Annotated in this window: 22 protein-coding genes and 3 pseudogenes; 19 read left to right on the plus strand and 6 right to left on the minus strand. The window is 68.1% G+C overall.

Going from position 1 to position 23,397, the window contains the following annotated elements; all coding sequences use genetic code 11:
• Positions 1-9 precede the first annotated feature (9 nt).
• The 3 genes and pseudogenes from x551_RS00215 to x551_RS23885 all read right to left on the minus strand — a co-directional run bounded on the left by x551_RS00215 (position 10) and on the right by x551_RS23885 (position 3,451).
• Positions 10-948 carry an ABC transporter permease gene (locus x551_RS00215; RefSeq protein ID WP_173402788.1) on the minus strand — a complete coding sequence of 313 codons (939 nt, stop codon included), beginning with the start codon at positions 946-948 and terminating at the stop codon, positions 10-12.
• Positions 941-1,921: pseudogene (locus x551_RS00220) on the minus strand (ABC transporter permease). The gene x551_RS00215 and the pseudogene x551_RS00220 overlap by 8 nt, the downstream one beginning before the upstream one ends.
• 474 nt (positions 1,922-2,395) lie before the next feature.
• Entirely contained in the window at positions 2,396-3,451 is a 1,056-nt protein-coding gene (locus x551_RS23885) for a porin (RefSeq protein ID WP_081771144.1), read from the minus strand.
• Between the two features lie 287 nt (positions 3,452-3,738).
• On the opposite strand from x551_RS23885, the gene coq7 reads away from it, so the two are divergent.
• Positions 3,739-4,377: a 2-polyprenyl-3-methyl-6-methoxy-1,4-benzoquinone monooxygenase gene (gene coq7, locus x551_RS00230; protein ID WP_036247240.1), complete on the plus strand. Its 639-nt coding sequence runs from the start codon at positions 3,739-3,741 to the stop codon at positions 4,375-4,377.
• A gap of 28 nt (positions 4,378-4,405) precedes the next feature.
• On the opposite strand, the pseudogene x551_RS00235 reads toward coq7, so the two are convergent.
• Positions 4,406-4,827, minus strand: a pseudogene (locus x551_RS00235) (OsmC family protein).
• 315 nt (positions 4,828-5,142) lie between these two features.
• Between x551_RS00235 and ilvA the strand changes: the two are divergent.
• The 3 genes from ilvA (at position 5,143) to x551_RS26690 (ending at position 7,911) form a co-directional block, all read left to right on the plus strand.
• Positions 5,143-6,711: a threonine ammonia-lyase, biosynthetic gene (gene ilvA / locus x551_RS00240; RefSeq protein WP_036247245.1), complete on the plus strand. Its 1,569-nt coding sequence runs from the start codon at positions 5,143-5,145 to the stop codon at positions 6,709-6,711.
• Between the two features lie 103 nt (positions 6,712-6,814).
• Entirely contained in the window at positions 6,815-7,639 is an 825-nt protein-coding gene (locus x551_RS00245; RefSeq protein ID WP_253950256.1) for a nicotinate-nucleotide--dimethylbenzimidazole phosphoribosyltransferase, read from the plus strand.
• Positions 7,636-7,911 carry a nicotinate-nucleotide--dimethylbenzimidazole phosphoribosyltransferase gene (locus tag x551_RS26690; RefSeq protein WP_253950257.1) on the plus strand — a complete coding sequence of 92 codons (276 nt, stop codon included), beginning with the start codon at positions 7,636-7,638 and terminating at the stop codon, positions 7,909-7,911. Before x551_RS00245 ends, x551_RS26690 begins: the two co-directional genes overlap by 4 nt.
• A gap of 30 nt (positions 7,912-7,941) precedes the next feature.
• Here the strand turns inward: x551_RS26690 and x551_RS00250 are convergent, their stop codons facing one another.
• On the minus strand, positions 7,942-8,505 hold the full coding sequence (locus x551_RS00250; protein WP_051495507.1) for a type II secretion system protein N: 564 nt from the start codon (positions 8,503-8,505) through the stop codon (positions 7,942-7,944).
• A gap of 65 nt (positions 8,506-8,570) precedes the next feature.
• Here x551_RS00250 and gspG point away from each other — a divergent pair, with 65 nt between their 5' ends.
• The 11 genes from gspG to gspF all read left to right on the plus strand — a co-directional run bounded on the left by gspG (position 8,571) and on the right by gspF (position 19,336).
• A complete protein-coding gene (gene gspG / locus x551_RS00255; RefSeq protein ID WP_051495508.1) occupies positions 8,571-9,014 on the plus strand; it encodes a type II secretion system major pseudopilin GspG in 444 nt (147 codons plus the stop codon).
• Between the two features lies 1 nt (position 9,015).
• A complete protein-coding gene (locus x551_RS00260) occupies positions 9,016-9,519 on the plus strand; it encodes a prepilin-type N-terminal cleavage/methylation domain-containing protein (protein WP_051495509.1) in 504 nt (167 codons plus the stop codon).
• A complete protein-coding gene (gspI, locus tag x551_RS00265; protein ID WP_011830706.1) occupies positions 9,506-9,901 on the plus strand; it encodes a type II secretion system minor pseudopilin GspI in 396 nt (131 codons plus the stop codon). The genes x551_RS00260 and gspI overlap by 14 nt, the downstream gene beginning before the upstream one ends.
• Before the next feature lie 2 nt (positions 9,902-9,903).
• Positions 9,904-10,551, plus strand: coding sequence for a prepilin-type N-terminal cleavage/methylation domain-containing protein (locus tag x551_RS00270; RefSeq protein ID WP_036247247.1), 648 nt, complete (start codon positions 9,904-9,906; stop codon positions 10,549-10,551).
• A gap of 274 nt (positions 10,552-10,825) precedes the next feature.
• The gene (gene gspK / locus x551_RS00275) at positions 10,826-11,545 is read left to right on the plus strand and encodes a general secretion pathway protein GspK (RefSeq protein WP_343252092.1); all 720 of its coding nucleotides are present in this window, start codon (positions 10,826-10,828) and stop codon (positions 11,543-11,545) included.
• Positions 11,546-11,706: 161 nt separating this feature from the next.
• Positions 11,707-12,891, plus strand: a complete 1,185-nt coding sequence (gspL, locus tag x551_RS00280; RefSeq protein ID WP_231497484.1) for a type II secretion system protein GspL — start codon at positions 11,707-11,709, stop codon at positions 12,889-12,891.
• Positions 12,892-12,920: 29 nt separating this feature from the next.
• Positions 12,921-13,394: a type II secretion system protein GspM gene (gene gspM, locus x551_RS00285; RefSeq protein ID WP_231497485.1), complete on the plus strand. Its 474-nt coding sequence runs from the start codon at positions 12,921-12,923 to the stop codon at positions 13,392-13,394.
• Between the two features lie 114 nt (positions 13,395-13,508).
• Positions 13,509-14,357 carry a type II secretion system protein N gene (locus x551_RS00290; RefSeq protein ID WP_231497486.1) on the plus strand — a complete coding sequence of 283 codons (849 nt, stop codon included), beginning with the start codon at positions 13,509-13,511 and terminating at the stop codon, positions 14,355-14,357.
• The gene (gspD, locus tag x551_RS00295; RefSeq protein WP_036229419.1) at positions 14,354-16,564 is read left to right on the plus strand and encodes a type II secretion system secretin GspD; all 2,211 of its coding nucleotides are present in this window, start codon (positions 14,354-14,356) and stop codon (positions 16,562-16,564) included. Before x551_RS00290 ends, gspD begins: the two co-directional genes overlap by 4 nt.
• A 10-nt stretch (positions 16,565-16,574) precedes the next feature.
• Positions 16,575-17,999, plus strand: a complete 1,425-nt coding sequence (gene gspE / locus x551_RS00300; RefSeq protein WP_011830713.1) for a type II secretion system ATPase GspE — start codon at positions 16,575-16,577, stop codon at positions 17,997-17,999.
• A 122-nt stretch (positions 18,000-18,121) separates the two neighbouring features.
• A complete protein-coding gene (gspF, locus tag x551_RS00305; protein ID WP_011830714.1) occupies positions 18,122-19,336 on the plus strand; it encodes a type II secretion system inner membrane protein GspF in 1,215 nt (404 codons plus the stop codon).
• 56 nt (positions 19,337-19,392) lie between these two features.
• On the opposite strand, the gene x551_RS00310 is transcribed toward gspF, so the two are convergent.
• On the minus strand, positions 19,393-19,686 hold the full coding sequence (locus tag x551_RS00310) for a hypothetical protein (RefSeq protein WP_036229422.1): 294 nt from the start codon (positions 19,684-19,686) through the stop codon (positions 19,393-19,395).
• 302 nt (positions 19,687-19,988) lie between these two features.
• On the opposite strand from x551_RS00310, the gene x551_RS00315 reads away from it, so the two are divergent.
• From x551_RS00315 to x551_RS23890, 4 genes and pseudogenes are all read left to right on the plus strand, one after another.
• Positions 19,989-20,999: an AAA family ATPase gene (locus x551_RS00315; protein ID WP_011830716.1), complete on the plus strand. Its 1,011-nt coding sequence runs from the start codon at positions 19,989-19,991 to the stop codon at positions 20,997-20,999.
• A gap of 52 nt (positions 21,000-21,051) precedes the next feature.
• Entirely contained in the window at positions 21,052-21,948 is an 897-nt protein-coding gene (locus x551_RS00320) for a 5'-nucleotidase (RefSeq protein ID WP_011830717.1), read from the plus strand.
• 23 nt (positions 21,949-21,971) lie between these two features.
• The gene (locus x551_RS00325; protein WP_036229426.1) at positions 21,972-22,265 is read left to right on the plus strand and encodes a hypothetical protein; all 294 of its coding nucleotides are present in this window, start codon (positions 21,972-21,974) and stop codon (positions 22,263-22,265) included.
• Between the two features lie 153 nt (positions 22,266-22,418).
• Positions 22,419-23,389, plus strand: a pseudogene (locus x551_RS23890) (tripartite tricarboxylate transporter substrate-binding protein).
• Positions 23,390-23,397 lie beyond the last annotated feature (8 nt).

The raw sequence follows: 23,397 nt of genomic DNA on the forward strand, positions 1-23,397 counted from the left end.
GCGGATGGCTCATCTCAGCCTCGGATTCAGCGCGTCGCGCAGCCAGTCGCCGAGCAGGTTCACGCTCAGCGCGATCAGCCCCAGCATCGCGCCAGGAAAGAGCGCGATCCACCACTCGCCGCTGAACAGGAAGTCGTTGCCAATGCGGATCAGGGTGCCCAGCGAGGGCGAGGTCGGCGGCACGCCGACGCCGAGGAAGCTCAGCGTTGCCTCGGTGATGATGGCCGTGGCGACCTGGATCGTCGCCAGCACGAACACCGGCCCGAGCACGTTCGGCAGCACGTGGCGACGCATGATGCGCACCGGCGACACGCCGATCACGCGTGCCGCCTGCACGTACTCCTTCTGTCGCTCGACCAGGGTCGACCCGCGCACTGCGCGCGCGTAAGGCACCCAGCCGGTCAACGAGATGGCGAGGATCAGCACGCCGAAGGCCAGCGCCTCGTGGGCCGCGGGGAAGACCGCGCGACCCACGCCGTCGATCATCAAGGCCACCAGGATGGCCGGAAAGGACAGCATCACATCACACACGCGCATGATGAAAGCATCGACGCGACCGCCGACGAAGCCCGACACCAGACCCAGCGTCACGCCGACCAGCATCGACAGCAGCACCGAGGCCACGCCCACGGCCAGCGAGATCCGTGCGCCGTACATCAGCGCCGAGAGGATGTCGCGCCCCTGGTCGTCGGTGCCCAGCAGGTAGGCGCTCTTGCCCTCGGCCATCCAGACGGGCGGCAGGCGCGAGTCCCCGAGGTCGAGCGTCGCGAGATCGAAGGGATCGTGCGGCGCCACGAGCGGCGCCAGCACCGCGCAAAGCAGGCAGGCCGCGGCGATGATCGCCGCCAGCATGGCCACCGGCGAGGCGCGAAAGCTCTGCCAGATCTCGCCGTCTACGAAGCGATGACAGGCGTCTGCGTTCATCTCGCGATCGTCTGCGTCACCCATGCGCGGCTTCGCGATCAGGGCGCAGCCGCGGATCGACCACCAAGTAGAGCAGGTCGACGGCCAGGTTGATCGCCACGAAGATCAGCGCGACGAGACACAGGTAGGCCGCCATCACCGGCACGTCGGCAAAGCTCACGGCCTGAATGAACAACAGACCCATCCCCGGCCACTGGAACACCGTCTCGGTGATGATCGCGAATGCGATCAACGAACCCAGTTGCAGCCCGGTGATCGTGATCACCGGCACCAGCGTGTTCTTCAGGCATGGCCGAAATGCACCGCGCGATCGCTCAGGCCCGCGCGCGCGCGAAGCGGATGTAGTCGCTGCGCAGCACCTCGAGCATCTCGGTGCGCACCAGCCGCATGATCAGCGCGAGCTGAAACACCGCGAGCGTGATGGACGGCAGCACCAGATGCTGCCAGCCGCTGACAGTGAACCAACCGCTCGTCCAGCCACCGATGCGCAGCACCTCGCCACGGCCGAAGCTCGGCAACCAATGCAGGCCGACGGAGAACACGAGGATCAGCAGGATGCCGATCAGGAAGGTGGGCAACGAGACACCGAGCAGAGACACCGTCATCAGGATCTGCGACACGATACTGCCCCGCCTCAGCGCCGCGATCACGCCCATCGGCACGCCGATCCCCAGCGCGAGCACCGCGGCCGTGATCGCGAGTTCCAGGGTCGCGGGCAAGCGCTCGGCGATCAAGGTCGACACCTTGCGTCCCTGGCGCAGGCTCAGGCCGAAATCCCCCTGCACGGCGTTGCCGACGAAGCGCGCGAACTGCAAGGGCACGGAGCGATCCAGGCCGAGGTCGGCACGCAACTGCGTGCGCTGCTCGGGCGTCGCATCCTGCCCGAGCAGATGGGTCACCGGATCGCCGACGTGCTGGAACAGCATGAACGAGATGAAGCCACGGCCAACATCACGATCACGGCTTGGAGCAGGCGGCGAAGGATGAGGGCGAGCATGGCTTCCGGTTATGGGCGACCATCGAGTGACTTGAGCGCGCCGGTCCGCAGCATAAGTGCCACGCTCGAATCACAGCGGCTGTCGCGACAGCATCGAACTGGGACCATTAACGAGATGTTGTTCGTTTCATCGTCGACCTTGACCGCACGCTCGACGTTCTGGACGTAGGCGTCTAGGTTCGAGGCCTTGCCCATCGCGAGCAACCGCGAAAAACAGGGTCGTCGGGGCCGAACGCACCGCCGTTAAGGAAGCACACGCCGTCAAGCAGCGCAACAGACAGCTGCGTTAGGTCGACTGTTTGGCGCGGGTCTCGAGCAGAATTCAACCTCGACGCGGCAATGTGCATCGATGAACTCTGTCACGAAGATCTGATCATCAGAAATTCACGAACTGCGCGTCCGAGAGGAGGCCTTGCGCAACGCAAAAAAAAGCAGCCCCGAAGGGCTGCTCCTACGACCCGGTGGGAACAGAAGTCAGAATGTGTGGGCCACACCTAGCAGCGTAATCTCACGCTTGATAGACAGGCTGTTGTCGTTGTCACCGCTACGCTCGGTGTATGCCGAGTACAGTGTGGTGCGCTTCGACAGCGAGTAGCGAGCGGAAATGCCGTACTTCGACAGATCCTGATCAGCGCCTCCAACGATATCGTAGCTGGCACGTGCGTACTGCCCGCGGATGCTCAGATTGCCGAACGGCACCATCACGCCAACGGTGTAGGCGTCGTAGTCCTTAATCGACCCTACTGCACCCGTTGGAGCGACTGTCTGGGTACCGTAGTCCGATGTGTTCTGGTAACCCGCGAAGAGAGTGGCTACACCGAAGTTGTAGTTACCCCCCACAGTCGTCACCTTGTTATAGGTATCACCGAAACCGTCATAAGCTTCGTAAGTCAGGGCCGCTGCGACAGGCCCACTCTTGAAAGTCGCCGACAGACCCTGATGGCGCGCCGACGCAGGCCCTTCGCCTAGCCCGACCATGCCAAGAAGCTGGAAACCGCCGAAGCTCGGCGAGACGTAGCCGACCGCGTTGCTGACGCGGACAGTCAGCTCCTGAAAAATGGGGCGGTTGCCGGCAGCACCGGCCACAACATTCAGCACTTCGGTGAGCTTCATTTCACCGAGACCGGTGACGTCGACGAATCCGCCAATCGTCTGGCGACTCAGTGTGTCCTGACGGCCAAAGCGAACTTCGCCCAGAGACGCAGTATTGAGCCCAACAAAGGATGCTCGATTGAAAAGGTCACCCGCCGTATTGCTCCCAGTATCGAGATTGAATCCCGACTCGAGAACGAACAGGGCCTTCAATCCACCGCCGAGATCTTCGACACCACGCAGACCCCAACGCGAACCACCGATACCACTGGACGTACCGCCGTCCTTCATGTTCCAAATAGATTCTCCGCGATTGTCGCCGGGAGTTGTGCGGGTGATGTTGGTGTCGGCACGACCGTAGAGCGTCACCGACGATTGCGCCGAAGCGGCGCCGGCGAACGCACCCAGAGCGGCCAGAGCGAGTACTGATTTTTTCATTGCAACTATCTCCAGAGTTGAACATGTGGTTTCGGTGAATCCGGCCCCTCGGATGCTGCGTGCGACACCCGAAGCTGCTCACCGCCCCAACTGAGGAGCGATTCCACCAGACCGTTGCGCCCCCCGCCAGCACTGAGCTTGTTCTATGCTTATTCTGTTGCGGGACGACAACTTTGATGCACAAACTTGGTGCGCAAATGCCCTGACATACGACTGTCATGAATGAGATCATTCACGAACAACGGCCTTTCGGCCCTTGAAGACCCCCTTCCCGCACCGCTTCGACCATGCGTTCACTCAGCCGCACCGATCAGGTGATTTCTTCACTCGACAAGGCCTTGAGCACGGTGTTCGCGGCTCACTCGGCGTCCCGGCCCGCCCCCAGGCCCGCCGCCGATCCCGGCCTGACACTGACACCGCAGGAAAAGGCGTTGTCGGCCTCCCTGATGCGCGTCAATCATGTCGGCGAGGTATGCGCCCAGGCCTTGTACGACTCGCAGGCCTTGGGCACGCGAAACGAGGCCCTGAGGGCCCAGTTCGAACACGCGGCACGCGAGGAGACCGACCACCTCGCGTGGACCGAGGCTCGGTTGACCGAGTTGAACGGGCGCACCAGCTGGCTCAATCCGCTGTGGTACGCCGGAGCGTTCGGGCTGGGCCTGATCGCCGGACGCCTCGGCGACGCGGCAAGCCTCGGCTTCGTGGTCGAGACCGAACGTCAGGTCGAGCAGCACCTGCTGCTGCACCTCGACAAGCTGCCGGTCGCCGATGTCGAGTCGCGGGCCATCGTGGCCCAGATGCGCGAGGACGAGGCCCGACACGCCGCCGCCGCGGAGCATGCCGGCGCCGCGTCGCTGCCGACGCCGGTGCGCTGGATGATGCGCGGCATGGCCAAGCTCATGACCACGACCGCGCACCGCCTCTGAGTGCGCCGTCCCGGCGGCCGCCGGCGGATCAGACCTCGACGATCTCCACCCCGGTCGTCATCGCGGCAGTCTTGGCCAGCATCGCGCTCGCCGAGCAGTATTTTCATGGGACAGCGCGACGGCGCGCTCCACCGCCGCGGCGGGCAAGCCGCGGCCCCGAACGACGAACTGCAGGTGGATCTTCGTGAACACCTTCGGGTCCGCCGTCGCCCGCTCCGCGCTCAGTTTCACTTCGCAGCCCCGGATGTCATGGCGCCCGCGCTTCAGGATCAGCACCACGTCGTAGGCGGCGCAAGCGCCGGTGCCGGCGAGCACCGTTTCCATCGGTCGCGGCGCCAAGTTGCGCCCGCCGCCGTCGGGCGCCCCGTCCATGGACAGCAGGTGGCCACTGCCGGTCTCCGCGTTGAACGCCATGCCGGCCTCGGGTTGCCAGCGAACGGTGCACTCCATGCCTGAAACTCCTCCAGAAGAGGCGCCGATTGTGCCGAGTCGCACGAATTTGGAGCCGTCCCCCTAGAAAAAGAACGCTCGTGCTTGTTGCGGCGCACCATCCTCTCGTTGTATGATGACTCATCGATTGGAAGCGTTCTGACCCAATCACCGCTTGTCTCCTCCACCCTCCTCCAAAGGTGGATTCAGCCAGGGCCTCACGGCCTTGGGCTTTTTTATTGGCGCGGCCGCAAGCGTGCTTGTTGCACCGCAGCGCCGGACGGGTCCGAGGCGGGGGCTGACTTATCATCGCGCCGCTTGTAACAAGGAGACTCCATGGCCCGCGCCGCGCCGCGCCCCCCCGCCGCCAAACCCGCCGCACGCAAGGCCCGGTCACAGCCGGACTACCTGCAGCGCATCCTGACGGCGCGGGTCTACGACGTGGCGATCGAATCGGCCCTGCAGTTCGCTCCGCAGTTGTCGGAGCGCGTGGCCAACCGGGTGTGGCTCAAGCGCGAGGACGAGCAGGCGGTCTTCAGCTTCAAGCTGCGCGGCGCTTACAACAAGATGGCGCACCTGAGCCCGAAGCAGCTGGAGCGCGGCGTGATCTGCGCCTCCGCCGGCAACCACGCCCAGGGTGTCGCGCTGTCGGCCCGCAAGCTCGGCTGCCGGGCGACGGTCGTGATGCCGGTCACCACGCCGCAACTCAAGATCGAGGCCGTGCGGGCGCTCGGCGGCAAGGTGGTGTTGCACGGCGAGAGCTATTCCGACGCCTACGCCCATGCGCTGAAGCTCGAACGGGAGAACGGGCAGACCTTCGTGCATCCCTTCGACGATCCGGACGTGATCGCCGGTCAGGGCACCATTGCCATGGAGATCCTGCGCCAGCACCAGGGGCCGATCGACGCCGTGTTCGTGGCGGTGGGAGGCGGCGGCCTGATCTCGGGCATCGCGGCGTACATCAAGGCGGTCCGGCCGGAGATCCAGGTCATCGGCGTCCAGACCACCGATTCCGATGCCATGGTGCGTTCGGTGCGCGCCGGCAAGCGCGTGACGCTGCATGACGTGGGGCTGTTCTCCGACGGCACGGCTGTCAAGCTGGTGGGCGAGGAAACCTTCCGCCTGACGAAGCAGTGGGTCGACGACTTCGAGGTCGTCGACACCGACGCCGTCTGCGCGGCGATCAAGGATGTGTTCCAGGACACGCGCTCGATCCTGGAGCCGGCCGGCGCGCTGGGCGTGGCGGCCATCAAGCAGTACGCGGCGCGCACCGCTTGCCAGGGCAAGACCTTCGTGGCGATCACCTGCGGCGCCAACATGAACTTCGACCGGCTGCGCTTCGTCGCCGAGCGCGCCGAAGTGGGCGAGGAGCGCGAGGCGCTGTTCGCGGTCACGATCCCGGAGGAGCGGGGCTCGTTCAAGCGCTTCTGCGAACTGCTCGGCCCGCGCAGCGTCACGGAATTCAACTACCGCATCTCGGACGCGCAGACCGCGCAGGTGTTCGTGGGCCTGGCCACGCGGGAGCACGGCGAATCGGCCCGCATTGCCGAGCGGTTCGAGAAGCAGGGCTTCGCGACGGTCGACCTGACGCACGACGAACTGGCCAAGACCCATATCCGCCACATGGTCGGCGGCCGCTCCGAGCTGGCCCGCGAGGAGCGGCTGTTCCGGTTCGTCTTTCCGGAGCGTCCGGGGGCGCTGATGCGCTTCCTGACCCGCATGCATCCCGACTGGAACATCAGCCTGTTCCATTACCGGAATCAGGGCGCCGACTACGGCCGCATCCTCGTCGGCCTCCAGATCCCCCGCGGAGCGCAGCGCGCGCTGCGCGAATTCCTGTCCACGCTCGACTACCCCTGCGTCGAGGAGACGAACAACCCGGTCTACCAGCTCTTCCTGCGCTGATCCGCCCCCGTCGAACGACGCCGGGCCCGCCCGTCATCGTGCGCGATTGTCTCGAAGCCGACGCAGGGCTCACAATCTCACGGCACCAACCCTCCACGCCGCCATGTCCGTCCAGCGCTCCCTCATTGCTCCCACCGCCCATCCGCGGCTCGAAGATGCGCTGCGGCAGAAGCTGCAGCACCGCGCCGAGACGGCCGGCAGCCTGGGCGAACTCGAACCCCTGGCGGTGCGGCTGGGGCTGATCCAGAACTCGCTGAAACCCCGGCTCAAGAGCCCACAGCTGGTGGTGTTCGCCGGCGACCACGGGCTGGTCGTCGACGGCCTGTCGACGCGCGGCGATTCGACGTCGCAGCAGGTCACGCACCTGCTCGCCGGACGGCTGCCGATGGCCGTGTTCTCGTTCATCCAGGGCATGGGGCTCACGGTGGTCGATGCCGGTCTGGCCGAGTCGATGAGCCCCTACCCCAGCCTGCTCCAGCGCAAGATCGGTTTCGGCACGCGCAGTGCGCGGTCCGGCCCGGCGATGTCGATCGACCAGGCGCACGCCGCGATCCGCGCCGGCATGGAGATCGCCGACTCGCTCAGCGGCAACGTCCTGGCCTGCGCCGGCATCGGTGTCGGAGCCCACGAGAGCGCGTCGCTGGTGCTGTCGCGGCTGGCGGACATCCCGCTGCGGGACCTGACCATCTCCGGCCCCGACATGCCGCCCGATGCGCTGGCGCAGACGATGGTGGTGCTGCAGAGCACTCAGGGTCGCCACCGCGACGTGACCGATCCGGTCGAGGTGCTGGCCGCCTTCGGAGGCTTCGAGGTGGCGACGATGGTCGGCGCGATGCTGGTCGCGGCCAGCAAGCGGCACCTGATCATGGTCGATGGCCTGCCAGCGTGCGCAGCCCTGCTGGTGGCCGCCCGCATCTCGCACCGGTGACCGACTATGTCGTGTTCTGCCGCAGCCATGGCCACCGCGGCCTGGACCATGCGCTCAACCTCTTCCGCGCCAGCGCTCTGCTCGAGCTCGGCATGGAAAGCACCGACGGGACAGGATCTACGCTGGCCTGGCCACTGGTGCACAGCGCGGCCGCCCTGCTGACGCAAGTGGCCGAAGGCGAGGATGCAGGTCCAACGCTGCCCTCGACGACCACGCTCCCCACGCTCGACACGCCGGTCGAAGCCGATTTCGGCTCCAGCACGCGACCCTGAAGCGCTGCGAGTCCGTCCGTCAGCGCGGGCTCACTGGCGATTGATCGGGGCCCGCGGTGGACTGGCCGGTGCCGGGGCCATCGGCACCGCCGGTGCAGGCTCGGCGGCCGGCGGCGCCTGGAGCAGGCCGGCGGCCGGTGGCAGGCTGCCGGTGGCGGGCAACGGCAGCGGCGGCAGGTCGAGTTGAACGGCAGGAGCTCCCTGGGAAGGACCGAGGGTGGCGCTGCGCCGCGCCACCGACTGCAGCACCAGCGCATTGTCGATGCGCGCGCCGACCCGGTAGGCACGGGGCGGTTTCTCGTCGACGGCGATCAGCGCAATGCCCTGATCGTGCCCACGTTCGCCGTCCTTCGGTGCCATGACGCCGATCAGCTTGAAGCGGCTGGCGAGTCCCGGCTCAGTCACCGGGGTCGCCGCCGTTGGCACGGCCGCGGCGAACAGCCGCGTCACGTCGCCGCGCAGGCTGTCGGTCGCGGACACCGGCTGCGTCTGACTCGGTGCCGGCCGCGGCGTCACGAGGATGCGCAGGCCCCAGAAGGCCACGCAGGCCGCGACGGCGGCCCAGACGACGAACGCAGCAATACGGGCTGGCATGGCTGAAGATTATGATGGAAGCGAATCATCGCCCCGCGACGGTGCACCCCGTCCCCCAAACCCAGATGCCCAATTCCTCCGCATTGAACTCGTCGCTGCGCTCCGCGCGCGGCTTCACGCTGATCGAACTGATGGTCGTGCTCGTGATCATCGGCGTGCTGGCCGCGCTGATCGTGCCCAATGTGCTCGATCGGGCCGACGACGCACGGGTCACCGCAGCGCGCACCGACGTGAACAACCTCATGCAGTCGCTCAAGCTGTACCGCCTCGACAACCAGCGCTACCCGACCGGCGAGCAGGGCCTGCAGGCTCTCGTCGCCAAGCCGAGCGCCAGCCCGGTGCCGCCCAACTGGAAGCCCTATCTCGACAAGCTGCCCAACGACCCGTGGGGGAACGCCTACCAGTTCGCGAATCCCGGCGTGAAGGGCGAGGTCGACGTGTTCAGCTTCGGCGCAGATGGCCGGGCCGGCGGCGAAGGCAAGGACGCGGACATCGGTTCCTGGCAATGACATGAGCGGGCTCACGGCCAGCGGCCGAACGGGCCTGCGCCACGCGACGGACCAGTCGCGCGGCTTCACGCTGATCGAACTGCTCATCGTCGTGAGCCTGATTGCCATCGTTTCGGCCGTTGCCTCGCTGGCGCTGCGCGACCCGGCAGCCACCCAGCTCGAGCGCGAGGCCGCCCGGCTGGGCGCATTGCTCGAAGCAGCGCGTGCCGAGGCCCGAGCCGCCGGCGTGGCGGCGTTGTGGGTGCCATCCGAGACCGGTTTCCGTTTCGTCGGGCTGCCCAGCGAACTGGCCCTGCCGAGCCGCTGGCTCGCGCCGGCCGGCATCAGCGCAGAGGTGCGGAACGGCCGAGGCCTGATGCAGGCGGCGGTGCTGGGGCCCGAACCGGTGATCGGGGCCCAGCGCATCGTGCTGCGCCTCGAAGCCCAGACCGTAGCGCTCGCGACCGACGGCTTCGGGCCGTTCGCTGTCGTCGACGACGAGGCCTCCCCAAATGTCGCGCGCTGAGTTCCGGGCGCACTGCTCCGCCAGCCGCAACGTTCGCGGCATGACCTTGATCGAGGTACTGGTAGCGCTGGCCATTGTGGCGGTCACGCTGGGGGCCGGGCTCAAGGCCGCCGGGGCGTTGACCGACAACGCTCAGCGCCTCACCGACGTGACGGTAGCCGAGTGGTGCGCGGACAACCAGCTCACCGCCTTCAAGCTCATGCGGCAGTTTCCCGGTATCGGCGACAGCGAGTTCTATTGCGAGCAGCTCGGTGTGGTCTATCAAGGCAAGATGGTGATCCGCCCGACTCCGAACCCCAATTTCCGACGCGCCGATGCGGTGGTCTTCACCCCCAGCGGCCAGACCATTCTGACGCTGTCGACGGTGCTGTCGAGGTACTGACGATGCGCGGTCTCTCCCGTCACGCCGCACAGGCCGGCTTCACGCTGGTCGAGGTGCTGGTGGCGCTGCTGATCATGGCCATCGTTGCCGCCTTGTCCTGGAAGGGCATCGATGCCATCGTCCGCTCGCGCGACATCAGCAGCCAGCGGCTCGAGCAACAACTTCGACTGCAGTCGGTGATCGCGCAATGGGAGGCCGATCTCGCCGAAATACAGGACAGTGGCATCGTCCCGGCGCTGCAGTTCGACGGCGCGAGTCTGAGACTGACGCGGCGCCAGGCCGCCGGCCTGCAACTCGTCGTCTGGTCGTTGCGCGGGGACAGCTGGACGCGATGGGCCGGCCCGGCGGTGACGCGGGGCGCGGACTTGCGCGAAGCCTGGCTGCAGTCGCAGCAACTGCTCGGCAATGAAGCCGAACAGTTGCGCGCATTGAGCGGCATCGCCAACTGGCAGCTCTATTACTGGCGTGGCAACGCCTGGACCAACGCCCAATCGAGCGGGGACGCCGCGCTGACGACCGCTGCAACGCCGACGCTGGTGACACGACAGGCGCTGCCGGGTGGCGTGCGCCTGGTCCTTGCCTTCACCGAGGGCAGCGGCCGGGTCGGTGCACTGACCCGCGACCTGCGCCTGTCCCCGCAGGGCTCATGACTTCGATTCTTCCCAGATGCCGCCGCATTGCCGGCCAACGCGCGAACCGTCAGCGCGGTGCCGCCCTGCTGACCGCCATGGTCATCGTCACATTGGTGGCCACGCTGGCCAGCGCCATGGTCTGGCAGCAATGGCGCGCGGTGCAGGTGGAAGTGGCCGAGCGCGCGCGTGCGCAGGCCCTGTGGATCCTGACCGGTGCGGTCGACTGGGCGCGCCTGATCCTCCGGGAAGACGCGCGCACCGGCGGCGCCGACCACCTGGGCGAGCCTGGGCAGTGCCGCTGGCCGAGGCCCAACTCTCGACCTTCCTGGCCGTCGATCGCGACAACACCGATGACGCGCCAGAGGCTTTCCTGTCCGGCTCCATCACCGACGCGCAGTCCCGCTACAACCTGCGCAACCTGGTCGAGGCCGGCTCCGGGACGGCGAGCGCCGCCGAGGAACGCGTGCTCCAGCGCCTGCTCGATGCCGTCGGCGCACGCTCCGATCTCGCTCCGATGATCGTGCGCGGGCTGCGCGCCGCCACGCTCGCAAGCGGTCAGTCGAGCGGCGCGGAACTCAGCACCGATCCACCTCTGATGCCGGAGCGCATCGAGCAACTCGCCTGGATCGGACTCGATGCTGAGACCCTGGCGCTGTTGACTCCCTACGTCTCGCTGCTGCCGGTGCGCACCACCGTGAACGCCAACACCGCGCCCAAGGAAGTTCTGGCGGCGGTGATCGAGGGCCTGGACCTGGCCAGCGCCGACCGGCTGATCCAGGCCCGGCAGCGCAATCCGTTCCGCAATGTGGCAGAGCTCGACGCGCTGCTGCCGCAGGGCGTGAGCGCCGCCACCGAGCGGGTTTCGGTGACATCGTCCTTCTTCGAGGTGCGCGGCCGGCTGCGCCTGCAGGACCGCAGCGTGGAGGAACGCGCGCTGGTCGAGCGCCGCAACCTGGACATCGTGACCCTGCGGCGCGATCGGGTTGCGTCGGTCGAGAGCCTCGGCCGATAGAGCACACATCCGGAAACCGCCCCCCGTCCCGAATCCCGGCTGTCGCCGCTGAGCCACACCTACAATCTCCGCGCACCCCTGGCCCCATGACAACGCTCGTCGTCTCCGTTCCGCCGCGTCCGCGTCTGCGTCCCGGCGCCTCAGCGCCCGCTCCGCGGGCGATGGCGGAGTTCGCCTACGCGTTCAGCATCGACGGGTTGACGGTCGATCGCGAGGGCCAGGCGGCGCCCGCACTGTTGCCCAAGGCCGACCAGGTGGTGGCGATGCTCGCCGCCACCGATGTCAGCTGGCACCACATCGTGTGTCCCAAGGCCCCGGCGGCCCGCCTCGGTGCGGCGCTGGCCGGCGTGCTGGAAGAAGCCCTGCTCGAAGACGCTGGCCAGCTGCACCTGGCGCTCGCGCCCGGCGCCAAGGGCGGCGAGCGGGTCTGGGTGGCCGTGACCGACCGCGCCTGGCTGGCCGGCGAGATCGCCACGCTGGAAGCCGCCGGGCAGCGGGTCGATCGTGTCGTGCCGGCGGCATGGCCGGATACGCCACCGAACGGGCACTTCACGGCCACCCACGAAAGCGGTGCCGACGGCATCGGGGGACTCTCGCTCGTGCTCACCTGGGCCCATGCCGACGGCGTGGCCAGCTGGCCGCTGCAAGGCGGGCTGGCGAGGGCCCTGCTGCCGCAGCCGCTGCCCTCCGATGTGCGTTTCACCGCCACCCCGGCGGTCGCCGCGCCAGCCGAGCGATGGCTTGGCAGCACGGTGCGGGTCCAGTCGGCTGCCGAACATGCCTTGCAGGCGGCTCGCTCGCTCTGGAACCTGCGGCAGTTCAGTCTGGCACCGCGCCACCGCGGCTTGAACGCCCTGCGGGAGGGCTTGCGACGCTTCCGCAGTTCGGCGTGGCAGCCGGTCCGCCTCGGACTGGCCGCGCTGGTCATCGTGCAGTTGATCGGCCTGAACGTCGCCGCGTGGCAGCAGCGCGGCACGCTCGAAGCCAGACGCCTGGCCATGACCTCGCTCCTGCGCGAAACACATCCGCAGGTCCGCGCCGTGCTTGACGCACCGGTCCAGATGCAGAGAGAAACCGATGCCTTGCGGGTGGCCGCCGGCCGACCCGGCGAAGCGGACCTGGAGTCTGCGCTGCAGGCCGCGGCCAGCGCCTGGCCGGCCCAGCAACCGGTGCAGACACTCGGCTACGAGAACGGCCTGCTGACGCTGGCCACGCCCGGCTGGACCGAGCAGCAGGTCGGGGCCTTCCGCAACATCCTGGCGCCGAGCGGCTGGCAGGTCGAAGCTGTCGATGACCGTGTGACCCTGCGTCGCGTAACGGCCGTCGCTGCAGGCCCCCGTACATGAAGACGGCACTGCCGCCGGCCCTGGCCGCGATGAGCGAGCAATGGCGAGCGCGCTGGCGCCGCATGGCGCGGCGTGAACGCCGGCTCATCACTGCAGCCACCATAGTGGTCGGCGTAGCGCTCGTCTGGATGCTGGGCGTGCAGCCGGCCTGGCGCAGCCTGCGCGACACGCCCGCGCAGATCGACGCGGTCGAGTTCCAGTTGCAGCAGATGCAGCGGCAGGCGGCCGAAGCCCGCGAACTACGCAAGCTGCCCACCGTCAAGCCGGCTCAGGCAGAAGCCGCGTTGCGTGGTGCCACTGAGCGACTGGGGACCAACGCACGACTCACGCTGCAGGGTGACCGCGCCACCCTCACCCTCAGCGGCGTCCCCGGCGAAGCGTTGGCCGCGTGGCTGGGTGAGGTGCGCAGCGCCGCCCGCGCGCGCCCCGACGAAGCCAAGCTCTCGCACGGCCCCAACGGTTACAGCGGCAGCGTGCTGCTTACGTTGCCGCGACCGGGCTGACCGACACGCACCTGCACGCGCACGCACCCCATGGCCCGCTCCTTCTCAGCTTCCCAGTGGCGTCCGTCGACCTGGCGCGTGTCCCTGCTGCGTCGGCCGCGGGATGCCGGGGCCGTGTCACGGACGAGTGAATGGGGCGAATCCACCTACGAGGGGCTGCGCTGGGAACGCGCTCGCCACGCCGGGCGGCGCTGGGCCCTTTGGGGAGCGGTGCTCGGGGGCCTGCTCGGCGTCATCGCCTTTGCACCGGCCGCCTGGTTCGCCGCCTGGGTGGAGCGCGCCAGCGCCGGACACGTGCTGCTGGCCGACGCGCGCGGCAGCCTGTGGCAAGGCAGTGCCGTCGCAGTGTTGAGCGGTGGCGCGGACAGCCGGGGTGCCCGCTCGCTGCCGGGCCGGCTGCAGTGGACCCTCCGGCCGGCCGGTCTGGCGCTCTCTCTTCAACTGGAGCATGCCTGCTGCCTCAACGGCCGGCCGAGCGTGCGGCTTACACCCGGTTTCGGCACCGTCACCGCGACCCTGCAGGGCTCGCCCACCTGGATCGGCCAGTGGCCCGCCGAGTGGCTGGTCGGCCTGGGAACGCCCTGGAACACGCTGCAGCTCGGCGGCGTGCTGCGCCTGAGTTCACCGGGTATCAGCCTGCAAACGGTGCAGGGGCGCTGGCGCGTGACCGGCCAGGCCGCGCTCGACGTGGCAAATGCCGCATCCCGGGTGTCGACACTGGAACGGCTGGGCAGTTACCGTCTGGAGATCGGCAGCGACCCGGGCAACTCCGGGACCGCACAACTGACCCTGAGCACGACCGAGGGCGCGTTGCAGCTGTCGGGGCAAGGCACGCTGGGTGCCGGAGGCCTGCGTTTCCGTGGCGAAGCAAGCGCCGCGGAGGCCGACCAGCCGGCGCTGACGAACCTGCTGAACATCATCGGGCGGCGCGACGGCGCGCGGTCCGTCATTTCGATCGGATGATCATGAGCCTGACCACTTCACCGAAGCCCGCCCGCCGCGCCACGGCGCTGCGCGCGCTGGCTGCGGCCTGTGCGGTCAGCGTCGCGCTCGGCAGCCTCGCGCCGCCGGCCCTGGCGCAGAAGACCAAGACGCGCGAGCCGGTGACGCTGAACTTCGTCAACGCCGAGATCGAGGGCGTGGCGCGGGCCATCGGCGCCATCCTGGAGCGGCAGATCGTGATCGATCCGCGCGTGAAGGGCCAGATCACGCTGTACAGCGAGCAGCCCCTGTCGCCGCGCGAGGCCTACCTGAACTTCCTGGCTGCGCTGCGCGGCCTGGGCTTCACGGTGGTCGAGGTCGCCGGCCTGCTGAAGGTGGTGCCCGAGGCGGATGCCAAGCTGCAGACCGGCACCGTGTCGGTCGGCAACGTCACGCGCCAGGGCGATCAGATCATCACGCAGATCTTCCGGCTGAACCACGAGAACGCGAACAACCTGGTGGCCGTGCTGCGTCCGCTGATCAGCCCGAACAACACCATCAACGCCAATCCCGGCAACAACTCGCTGGTGATCACCGACTACGCCGACAACCTGCAGCGCATCGCCAAGGTGATCGCGACGGTGGACGTGCCGGCAGGGACCGATGTCGAGGTGATCCCGCTGCAGCATGCGGTCGCCTCCGACATCGCGGTGCTGGTGCAGCGCCTGTCGGACGCGTCAGCGGCAACGGCGGGCGCCCCGGCGACCGCGGCCAGCGGCGGCACTCTGTCAGTGATCGCCGACGCCCGCACCAACTCGCTGCTGGTGCGCGCCGCCAACCCGGCCAAGCTGGCCCAGGTGCGCTCGCTGGTCGGCAAGCTCGACCAGCCCGGCGCCGCAGGCGCCGGCGGCAGCAACATCTACGTGGTCTACCTGAAGAACGCCGATGCGACGCGTCTGGCCCAGGTGCTGCGCGCGGCCTTCACCAGCAATACCAGCAGCAGCAGCAGCGGCTCGGTCGGCGGCGCGGCGAGTCCGGTCACGAACCTGTCCAACCAGGCGAATGCCCAGCTCGGCAACCAGACCTCGGGCACGGGTGCTGCACCGCAGACGACCAACCCCGTCAGCGGCGCTGCCCAACCGTCGACCGGCGGCTTCATCCAGGCCGATCCGGCCACCAATGCGCTGATCATCACCGCGGCCGAGCCGCTGTACCGCCAGCTGCGCTCGGTGATCGACCAGCTCGATGCGCGCCGCGCCCAGGTCTACGTCGAGACGATGCTGGTGGAGGTCAACGCCACCAAGGCGGCAGACGCCGGCATCCAGTGGCAAGGCCTGATCGGCAAGGACGGCGACAAGACCGGCCTGATCGGTGGCACCAATTTCGGGACCGGCGGGGACAACATCATCAACCTGTCGATCGCCGCGGCCCAGGGCGGCACCGCCGTCAGCGGCAACCTGCCCTCGGCGGGCCTGAATCTCGGCGTCATCCGCCGCTTCGCGGGTGTCTACACGCTGGGTGCGCTGGCGCGCTTCCTGGAGACCAACGCCGACGGCAACATCCTCTCGACGCCGAACCTCGTCACGCTGGACAACGAGGAAGCCAAGATCGTCGTCGGCCAGAACGTGCCTTTCGTCACCGGCTCGTTCACGAGCACGGGGACCGGCAGCGGTGCGACCAATCCGTTCCAGACCATCGAACGCAGGGATGTCGGCATCACGCTGCGCGTGAAGCCCCAGATCGGCGAGAACGGCACCGTGCGCATGACGATCTACCAGGAAGCGTCGAGCGTCGTGAACCAGAACGTCTCGCAAGGCGTGGCCGACGCCACCGCGGGGCTGGTGACCAACAAGCGCTCGATCGAGTCGACGGTGGTGGTGAACGACGGCGACATCCTGGTCATGGGCGGCCTGATGCAGGACCAGTTCCAGGACAACTCCAGCCGCGTGCCGGGCCTGGGCCGGCTGCCCGGCATCGGCGCGCTGTTTCGCAGCGACAACCGCACCCGCACGAAGAGCAACCTGATGGTCTTCCTTCGCCCGCAGGTGATGCGCAGCGCCGAGAGCAGCAATGCGCTGTCGCTCGACCGCTACGATCTGATCCGAGCCCAGCAGCAGAACAGCCAGCCCGAATCGCGCGTGCTGCTGCCGAACTTCGACACGCCGGTGCTGCCACCGCTGCGTCCGCCGCCGGGTGAGTCGATGCAACCCGCGCCCACGCCGCCGGCCTCGCCGCCGCTGCAGAACTGAGCGTTTCGGCATGGCCACCCGCCACCCGCTGCCCTACGCCTACGCGAAGGCCCACTCGCTGCTGCTCGAGGACAACGGCAGCCAGCTCGTGCTGTGGGCCGGCGACGCTGTCTCGCCGTCCGTGTTGAGCGAGGTGCTTCGCCTCTACGCCGTCGACGCCCTCGAGCGCGAAGCGCCGGCCGCACTGTCGCAACGCATCGCCAGCGTCTATGCCGGCGGCGAGTCGAGCGCCGCTGCGGTGATCGGCGAAGTCGAGAGTGGCGTCGACCTGTCGCGCCTGATGCAGGACCTGCCGGCGGTGGAAGACCTGCTCGAGGCCGCCAACGATGCACCCATCATCCGCATGCTCAACGCGCTGCTGACGCAGGCCGCGAAGGACGGCGCGAGCGACATCCACATCGAGCCCTACGAGCGCAGCTCGGCAGTGCGCTTCCGCGTCGATGGCACGCTGCGCGAGGTGGTGCAGCCGAACAAGGCGCTGCACGCCGCGCTGATCTCTCGCCTGAAGATCATGGCCGAGCTCGACATCTCCGAGAAGCGCCTGCCGCAGGACGGCCGCATCTCGCTGCGCATCGGGGGCCGGGCAATCGATGTGCGCGTGTCCACGCTGCCCAGCGCGCACGGTGAACGTGCGGTGCTGCGGCTGCTCGACAAGGGCGACAGCACGCGCTTCACGCTCGAATCGCTGGGCATGAGCGGCGAGACGCTCACCAAGTTCAAGCGCCTCACGGCACAGCCTCACGGCATCGTGCTCGTCACGGGACCGACCGGCTCGGGCAAGACCACCACGCTGTACGCCGGCCTCGGCCAGGTCGACACGCAGACGACCAACGTGCTGACGGTCGAGGACCCGATCGAGTACGAGCTGCCGGGGATCGGGCAGACGCAGGTCAATCCGAAGATCGACCTGACCTTCGCCAAATCGCTGCGCGCGATCCTGCGCCAGGACCCGGACGTCATCATGATCGGCGAGATCCGCGACTTCGAGACCGCGCAGATCGCGATCCAGGCCTCGCTGACCGGCCACCTGGTACTCGCCACGCTGCACACCAACGACGCGCCCAGCGCCGTCACGCGACTGACCGACATGGGCGTCGAGCCCTTCCTGCTCAGCAGCTCGCTGCTCGGTGTGCTGGCGCAGCGGCTGGTGCGCAAGCTCTGCCCGGACTGCAAGAAGCAGGACGACAAGGGGCGCTGGCACCCGGTCGGCTGTCCCACCTGCGGCAGCACCGGCTATAAGGGTCGCACCGGCGTCTACGAATTGATGGTCGCCGACAGCGCCCTGCAGAGCCTGATCCACAGCCGTGCCGCCGAGTCGCAATTGTTCGTCGCTGCGGAACGGGGCGGCATGAAGACGATGCGCGAAGACGGCGAGCGATTGGTGGAGAGCGGGGTGACATCGCTGGAAGAGCTGTTGAGGGTGACGAGGGAATGATGGGCGGCCCGGGGTGGTTCGAGCGCTCTCGCGACGCGGGCATTGAGCCCGCGCCGCTCGCCGAGCGCTGCGCTGGCCGATCTCCGTAGACGGAGCCTCTCGGCCTTCGCTCCACGTTCTCTATGCCCGCTTACAAATTCGAAGCCCTCGACGCTGCCGGCAAGCCCAAGAGCGGCCTGCTGGAGGCCGACAACGCCCGCGCGGCGCGGGCCCAGCTGCGGCTGCAACAGCTGGTGCCGCTGGAAGTGAAGCCGGTTCTGGGACAGGCGGCGAACAGGGGCAGCTTCCAGCTCGGCCGGCGAGTCTTCAACAGCACCGGATTGGCGATCTGGACGCGCCAGCTGGCCGGCCTGGTGAGCGCCGGCCTGCCGCTCGAACGCGCGCTGACCGCACTGACCGACGAGGCCGAGGACCCACGCCAGCGCGAACTGCTGGCCCACCTGCGTGCCGAGGTCAACGCCGGCTCACCGTTCGCCCGTGCGCTCGGCAATGCGCCGCGCGAGTTCGACGACGTCTACCGGGCAGTCGTCGGCGCCGGCGAACAGACCGGCCAACTGGGCCTGGTGCTCGAGAAGCTCGCCGACGACCTGGAAGAGCGCCAGGAACTGCGCAGCAAGTTGATCGGCGCAGCGCTCTATCCCGCCATCGTGTCCCTGGTAGCGATCGTGATCGTGGTCTTCCTGGTCACCTACGTCGTGCCGCAGGTGGCCAGCGTGTTCGCGGGCGGCAAGCGCGCCCTGCCCTTCCTCACCAGCGCCATGCTGGCGATCAGCGCCTTCCTGCGCAGCTGGGGCTGGCTGCTCATGCTCGGCCTGGCCGGCGGCGTGGGCACGCTGCTGTTCATGCGTCGCAACGAGGTCTTCCGCGAGCGCTTCGACGCCTTCTGGCTCACGCTGCCGCTGATCGGGCGCCTGTCCCGCGGCTACAACGCCGCACGCTTCGCCGGCACGCTGGCGATGCTGGCCGGCGCCGGGGTACCGATCCTGAAGGCCCTGCAGGCGGCCGCCGAAACCCTGAGTAACCGCGCCATGCGGGCCGACGCGATGGCCGCGCTGATCCAGGTGCGCGAGGGTGCGCCGCTGGCCTCGGCCCTGGCCGGCAAGCGACGCTTTCCCGGCCTGCTGGCGATGTTTGCCCGCCTGGGCGAGCAGACCGGCCAGCTGCCCGTGATGCTGCAGCGGGCCGCTGCGCAGCTCGGCACCGAAGTGCAGCGCCGTGCGCTGGCGCTGGCCACCATCCTCGAACCCCTGCTGATCGTGGTGATGGGCGCCGTGGTGATGCTGATCGTGCTGGCCGTTCTGCTGCCGATCATCCAGCTCAACACCTGGGTCAAATGAAAAAGGCCGGCCCCACAGGGCCGGCCTCCATTGCCGAACGACGTCGCTGCGCCGAATCAGAGCACGGTCGCCTTCGACGATGCGCGCTGGTTCAGGGCGCTCGCGTCGCTGAGCGGCGTGCCGGCCTGCTTCAGCGACACGAAGGTCGACGGATGCAACTCGGACAGACGCGACGCTTCAATCTGGCGCACGAAGTGCCAGCCCGAAGGCGTCTTGACGTAGGCAAAACCCGTCGGCAGATCGACGAACACGCCGAAATCCTCGACCGGCAGGGTCGTTTCGGCCTGCGCGGGCAGCACGGCGGCCGCAACCAGGGACAGGGTAATCAGGGGGCGGAACAGGGTCTTCATGACGAACCTCTAACCAAGCAGTCGATCGACGGCAGCCTCGTAGGTCACCGTCACCGTCGTTTCTGAAGCAGTCGATCGACGGGGTTTAGCCCGTCACCGTCACACTAGGGTAAACCATTATATTCGGATCTGTGTCTGCCTGCACAGAACCTGTTGCAGTGCGGCATCGGCTTGCTCTTTCCGATCCCCCCGGCACGTGGGTTGCATGCGATCTGCTCGGGGTTTGCCCCGTTGATCCGAGGCTGGCTTGCGGCAGGCTTTGCTGCAATGCATCTCAATGGGTTGTCGTCTGGAGGATCTGAATGCCATCCACCGCCACAGAACTCGTGACCGTGCCGACCGGGCTGCCGCGATCAGGCTTGCCCATCGCCCACATGCGCAGCGTCTACCGCCTCGGTGACGTTGAGCGCCGGCTCGAGAAGCTGCCACCCAAGGAACACGAGAGCCTGCGTGCCACCTATGAGCGCATGCTCGAAAAGGGCGCGGAGCGCTTCCAGGTCAAGCCCTCGGGCGTGCCGGCGATGGACCATCTCTACGAGCAACTGCCCAATTTCCACGACGTGCTCGACGACGTGAAGCGCCAGCTGGCGCTGTGCCACGACAGCCGCGACGCACTCGAGATCACGCCGATGCTGCTGTTGGGTCCCCCGGGCGTCGGCAAGACCCATTTCGCGCGAGAGATGGCGCAGTTGCTCGGCACCGGCCTGGGCTTCCTGTCGATGAGTTCCCTGACAGCTGGTTGGGTGCTCAGCGGCGCCTCCAGCCAGTGGAAGGGTGCGCGGCCCGGCAAGGTGTTCGAGACCCTGGTCGACGGTCAGTACGCCAACCCGGTGATGGTGGTGGACGAGATCGACAAGACCGGCGGCGAGCACGCTTACGACCCGCTGGGCGCGCTGTACGGCCTGCTGGAGCACGACACCGCCGGCAGCTTCACCGACGAGTTCGCGGAGGTCGCGATCGACGCCAGCCAAGTGATCTGGGTCGCCACCGCCAACGATGCACGGGCGATTCCCGAGCCCATCCTGAACCGCATGAACGTGTTCGAGGTGCAGATGCCCGATGCCGCCGCGGCGCGCGCGATCGCTGCGCGCCTGTACCGCGGCATCCGCGCCGACCATGACTGGGGCAGCCGCTTCGCGCCGGAGCCCGGCGACGACGTGCTCGATGCGATGGCCGAGCTGGCGCCGCGCGAGATGCGGCGCGCCTGGATGACGGCCTTCGGCAACGCCAAGCTCGCCGGCCGTGCGGCGGTCGAGCCGCGCGATCTGCCGGAAGCGCACGGCCGGAAGGCCGCCATCGGCTTCATGCAGTAGCGCTCTTCGCTGCGGGGCGGCGCAGCGCACGCCGCCCGGCTAGCATCGGTGCATGTCCGTTTCCCTTGCCGGCCAGCTGGTCGTGGCCATCTCCTCGCGCGCGCTGTTCGACTTCGAAGAAGAGAACACCATCTTCGAAGGCAACGACGACCGCGCCTACATGCAACTGCAACTGCAGCGGCTCGATCGGCCCGCGCGTCCCGGCGTCGCGTTCTCGCTGGTGCACAAGCTGCTCGCCTTCACCACACCTGAAGCGCCGCGCGTCGAGGTGGTGATCCTGTCGCGCAACGACCCGGTCTCCGGCATGCGGGTGTTCCGCTCGGCCCAGCACTACGGCCTGCCGATCCAGCGCGGCGTGTTCACGCGCGGCAGTTCGCCGTGGCGCTACCTGAAACCGCTGCACGCCAACCTGTTCCTGAGCGCGAACGACGCCGACGTGCGCTCGGCGCTCGAGGCCGGCGTGCCGGCGGCGCGCGTGCTGCCGCATGCGGCGCGCGCCTCGGAGGCGCACCCGAACGAGGTGCGCATCGCCTTCGACGGCGACGCCGTGCTGTTTTCCGACGAGGCCGAGCAGGTGTTCCAGAGCGGCGGCCTCGACGCCTTCCAGCGCCACGAGGCCGATCGCGCTGCCAGTCCGCTGGCCGCCGGGCCGTTCAAGCCCTTGCTGCATGCCCTGCAGCAACTGCAGCAGGCCAGTACCGAGCGCATGCGTCTGCGCACCGCGCTGGTCACCGCCCGCAGCGCGCCCGCCCACGAACGCGCGATCCGCACGCTGATGGACTGGCACATCGAGGTCGACGAGGCCATGTTCCTCGGCGGCCTGCCGAAGGGCGAGTTCCTGCGCGAGTTCGAGCCCGACTTCTTCTTCGACGACCAGACCCGCCATGTGGAGAACGCTGCGCACCACGTCCCTTCGGGACATGTGGCCTCGGGCGTCTCCAACCCCTGACACCACGATGGCCGGAGCCTGCCATGCCCGATGACTTCTTCGCGCCACCGGCGTTCAAGGCCGACGAGGCACTCGCCGCGCTCAAGCGCCGCCTGCGCGAATGGCGGCTCGTCGAGCGCGAGGGCCGTTTCGAACTGCAGGGTCGCGCGATCGCGGAGCTCCAGTTGGAGAGTGGCGCGATCCGCGCGCGCACCGTGCGCATGCCGGCCATGTCGCCCCAATGGGACGAGACACGGCTGCACAACAGTGCCGATGTCCGGCGCTTCAGCGAGGCGCTGCAGCAGCGCCTCACGCGCTGGGCCGACCGCGACGAGTGAGCAGCGACGGCTCGGGGTTTTCCCCCCTGCCACCACGTCATTCCGCAGGCGCGCACGAGCTCGCCGCTGCGCTTACGTAGTTTCCGGCATGGCTGCTGCCGCGGGAGCCTCTAGCATCGCTCACCGTTTGACGTTTCCCCCAAGGAGTTCTGCATGAAGCGCATCCTGCTCACTGCTGCCGCCGCCCTCGCCGTGACCGGCGCCCTGGCCGAGTACCCGGAGAAGCCGATCACCATCGTCGTGCCGTTCTCCGCCGGCGGCCCGACCGACAAGGTGGCACGCGACTTCGCCGAAGCCGTGCGCAAGCCGCTGGGCGGCGCGACGATCGTGATCGAGAACGTCGGCGGAGCGGGCGGAACGCTGGGTGCCGCCAAGGTCGCGAAGGCCTCACCCGACGGCTACACGCTGCTGCTGCACCACATCGGCATGGCCACCTCACCGGCGCTCTACCGCAACCTGCAGTACAAGACGCTCGACGACTTCGAGTACCTCGGCCTGATCAACGAAGTGCCGATGACCCTGATCGGCAAGCCGACGCTGCCGGCCTCGAACTACGCCGAACTGCTGAAGTGGCTGGACGCGAACAAGGGCAAGGTCAATCTCGCGAACGCCGGCCTGGGTGCGGCCTCGCACCTGTGCGGCCTGCTGTTCCAGTCCACGCTGAAGGCCGATATGACCACCGTGCCCTACAAGGGTACCGGCCCGGCGATGACCGACCTGATCGGCGGCCAGGTCGACATCATGTGCGACCAGACCACCAACACCACCGCCCAGATCGAGGGCGGCAAGGTGAAGGCCTATGCCGTCACCACGCCCAAGCGTCTGACGACGCCGGCGCTGGCCAAGCTCCCCACGCTCGACGAGTCGGGCATGAAGGGTTTCAACGTCAGCATCTGGCATGGTCTCTACGCGCCGAAGGGCACGCCGAAGGCGGTGCTCGACAAGGTCAACGCCGCACTGAAGACCGCACTGCATGACGCCGACTTCCTGAAGCGCGAGGAGGCGCTGGGCGCGGTGGTCGTGAACGACGCACGCACCAGCCCGGCCGAGCACAAGAAGTGGGTCTCGTCGGAGATCGACAAGTGGGCCCCGTCATCAAGGCCGCTGGACAGTACGCCGACTGAGGCAAGAC

The organism is Methylibium sp. T29 (assembly GCF_000576205.1).
In the GTDB taxonomy this organism is placed as follows: domain Bacteria; phylum Pseudomonadota; class Gammaproteobacteria; order Burkholderiales; family Burkholderiaceae_C; genus Methylibium; species Methylibium petroleiphilum.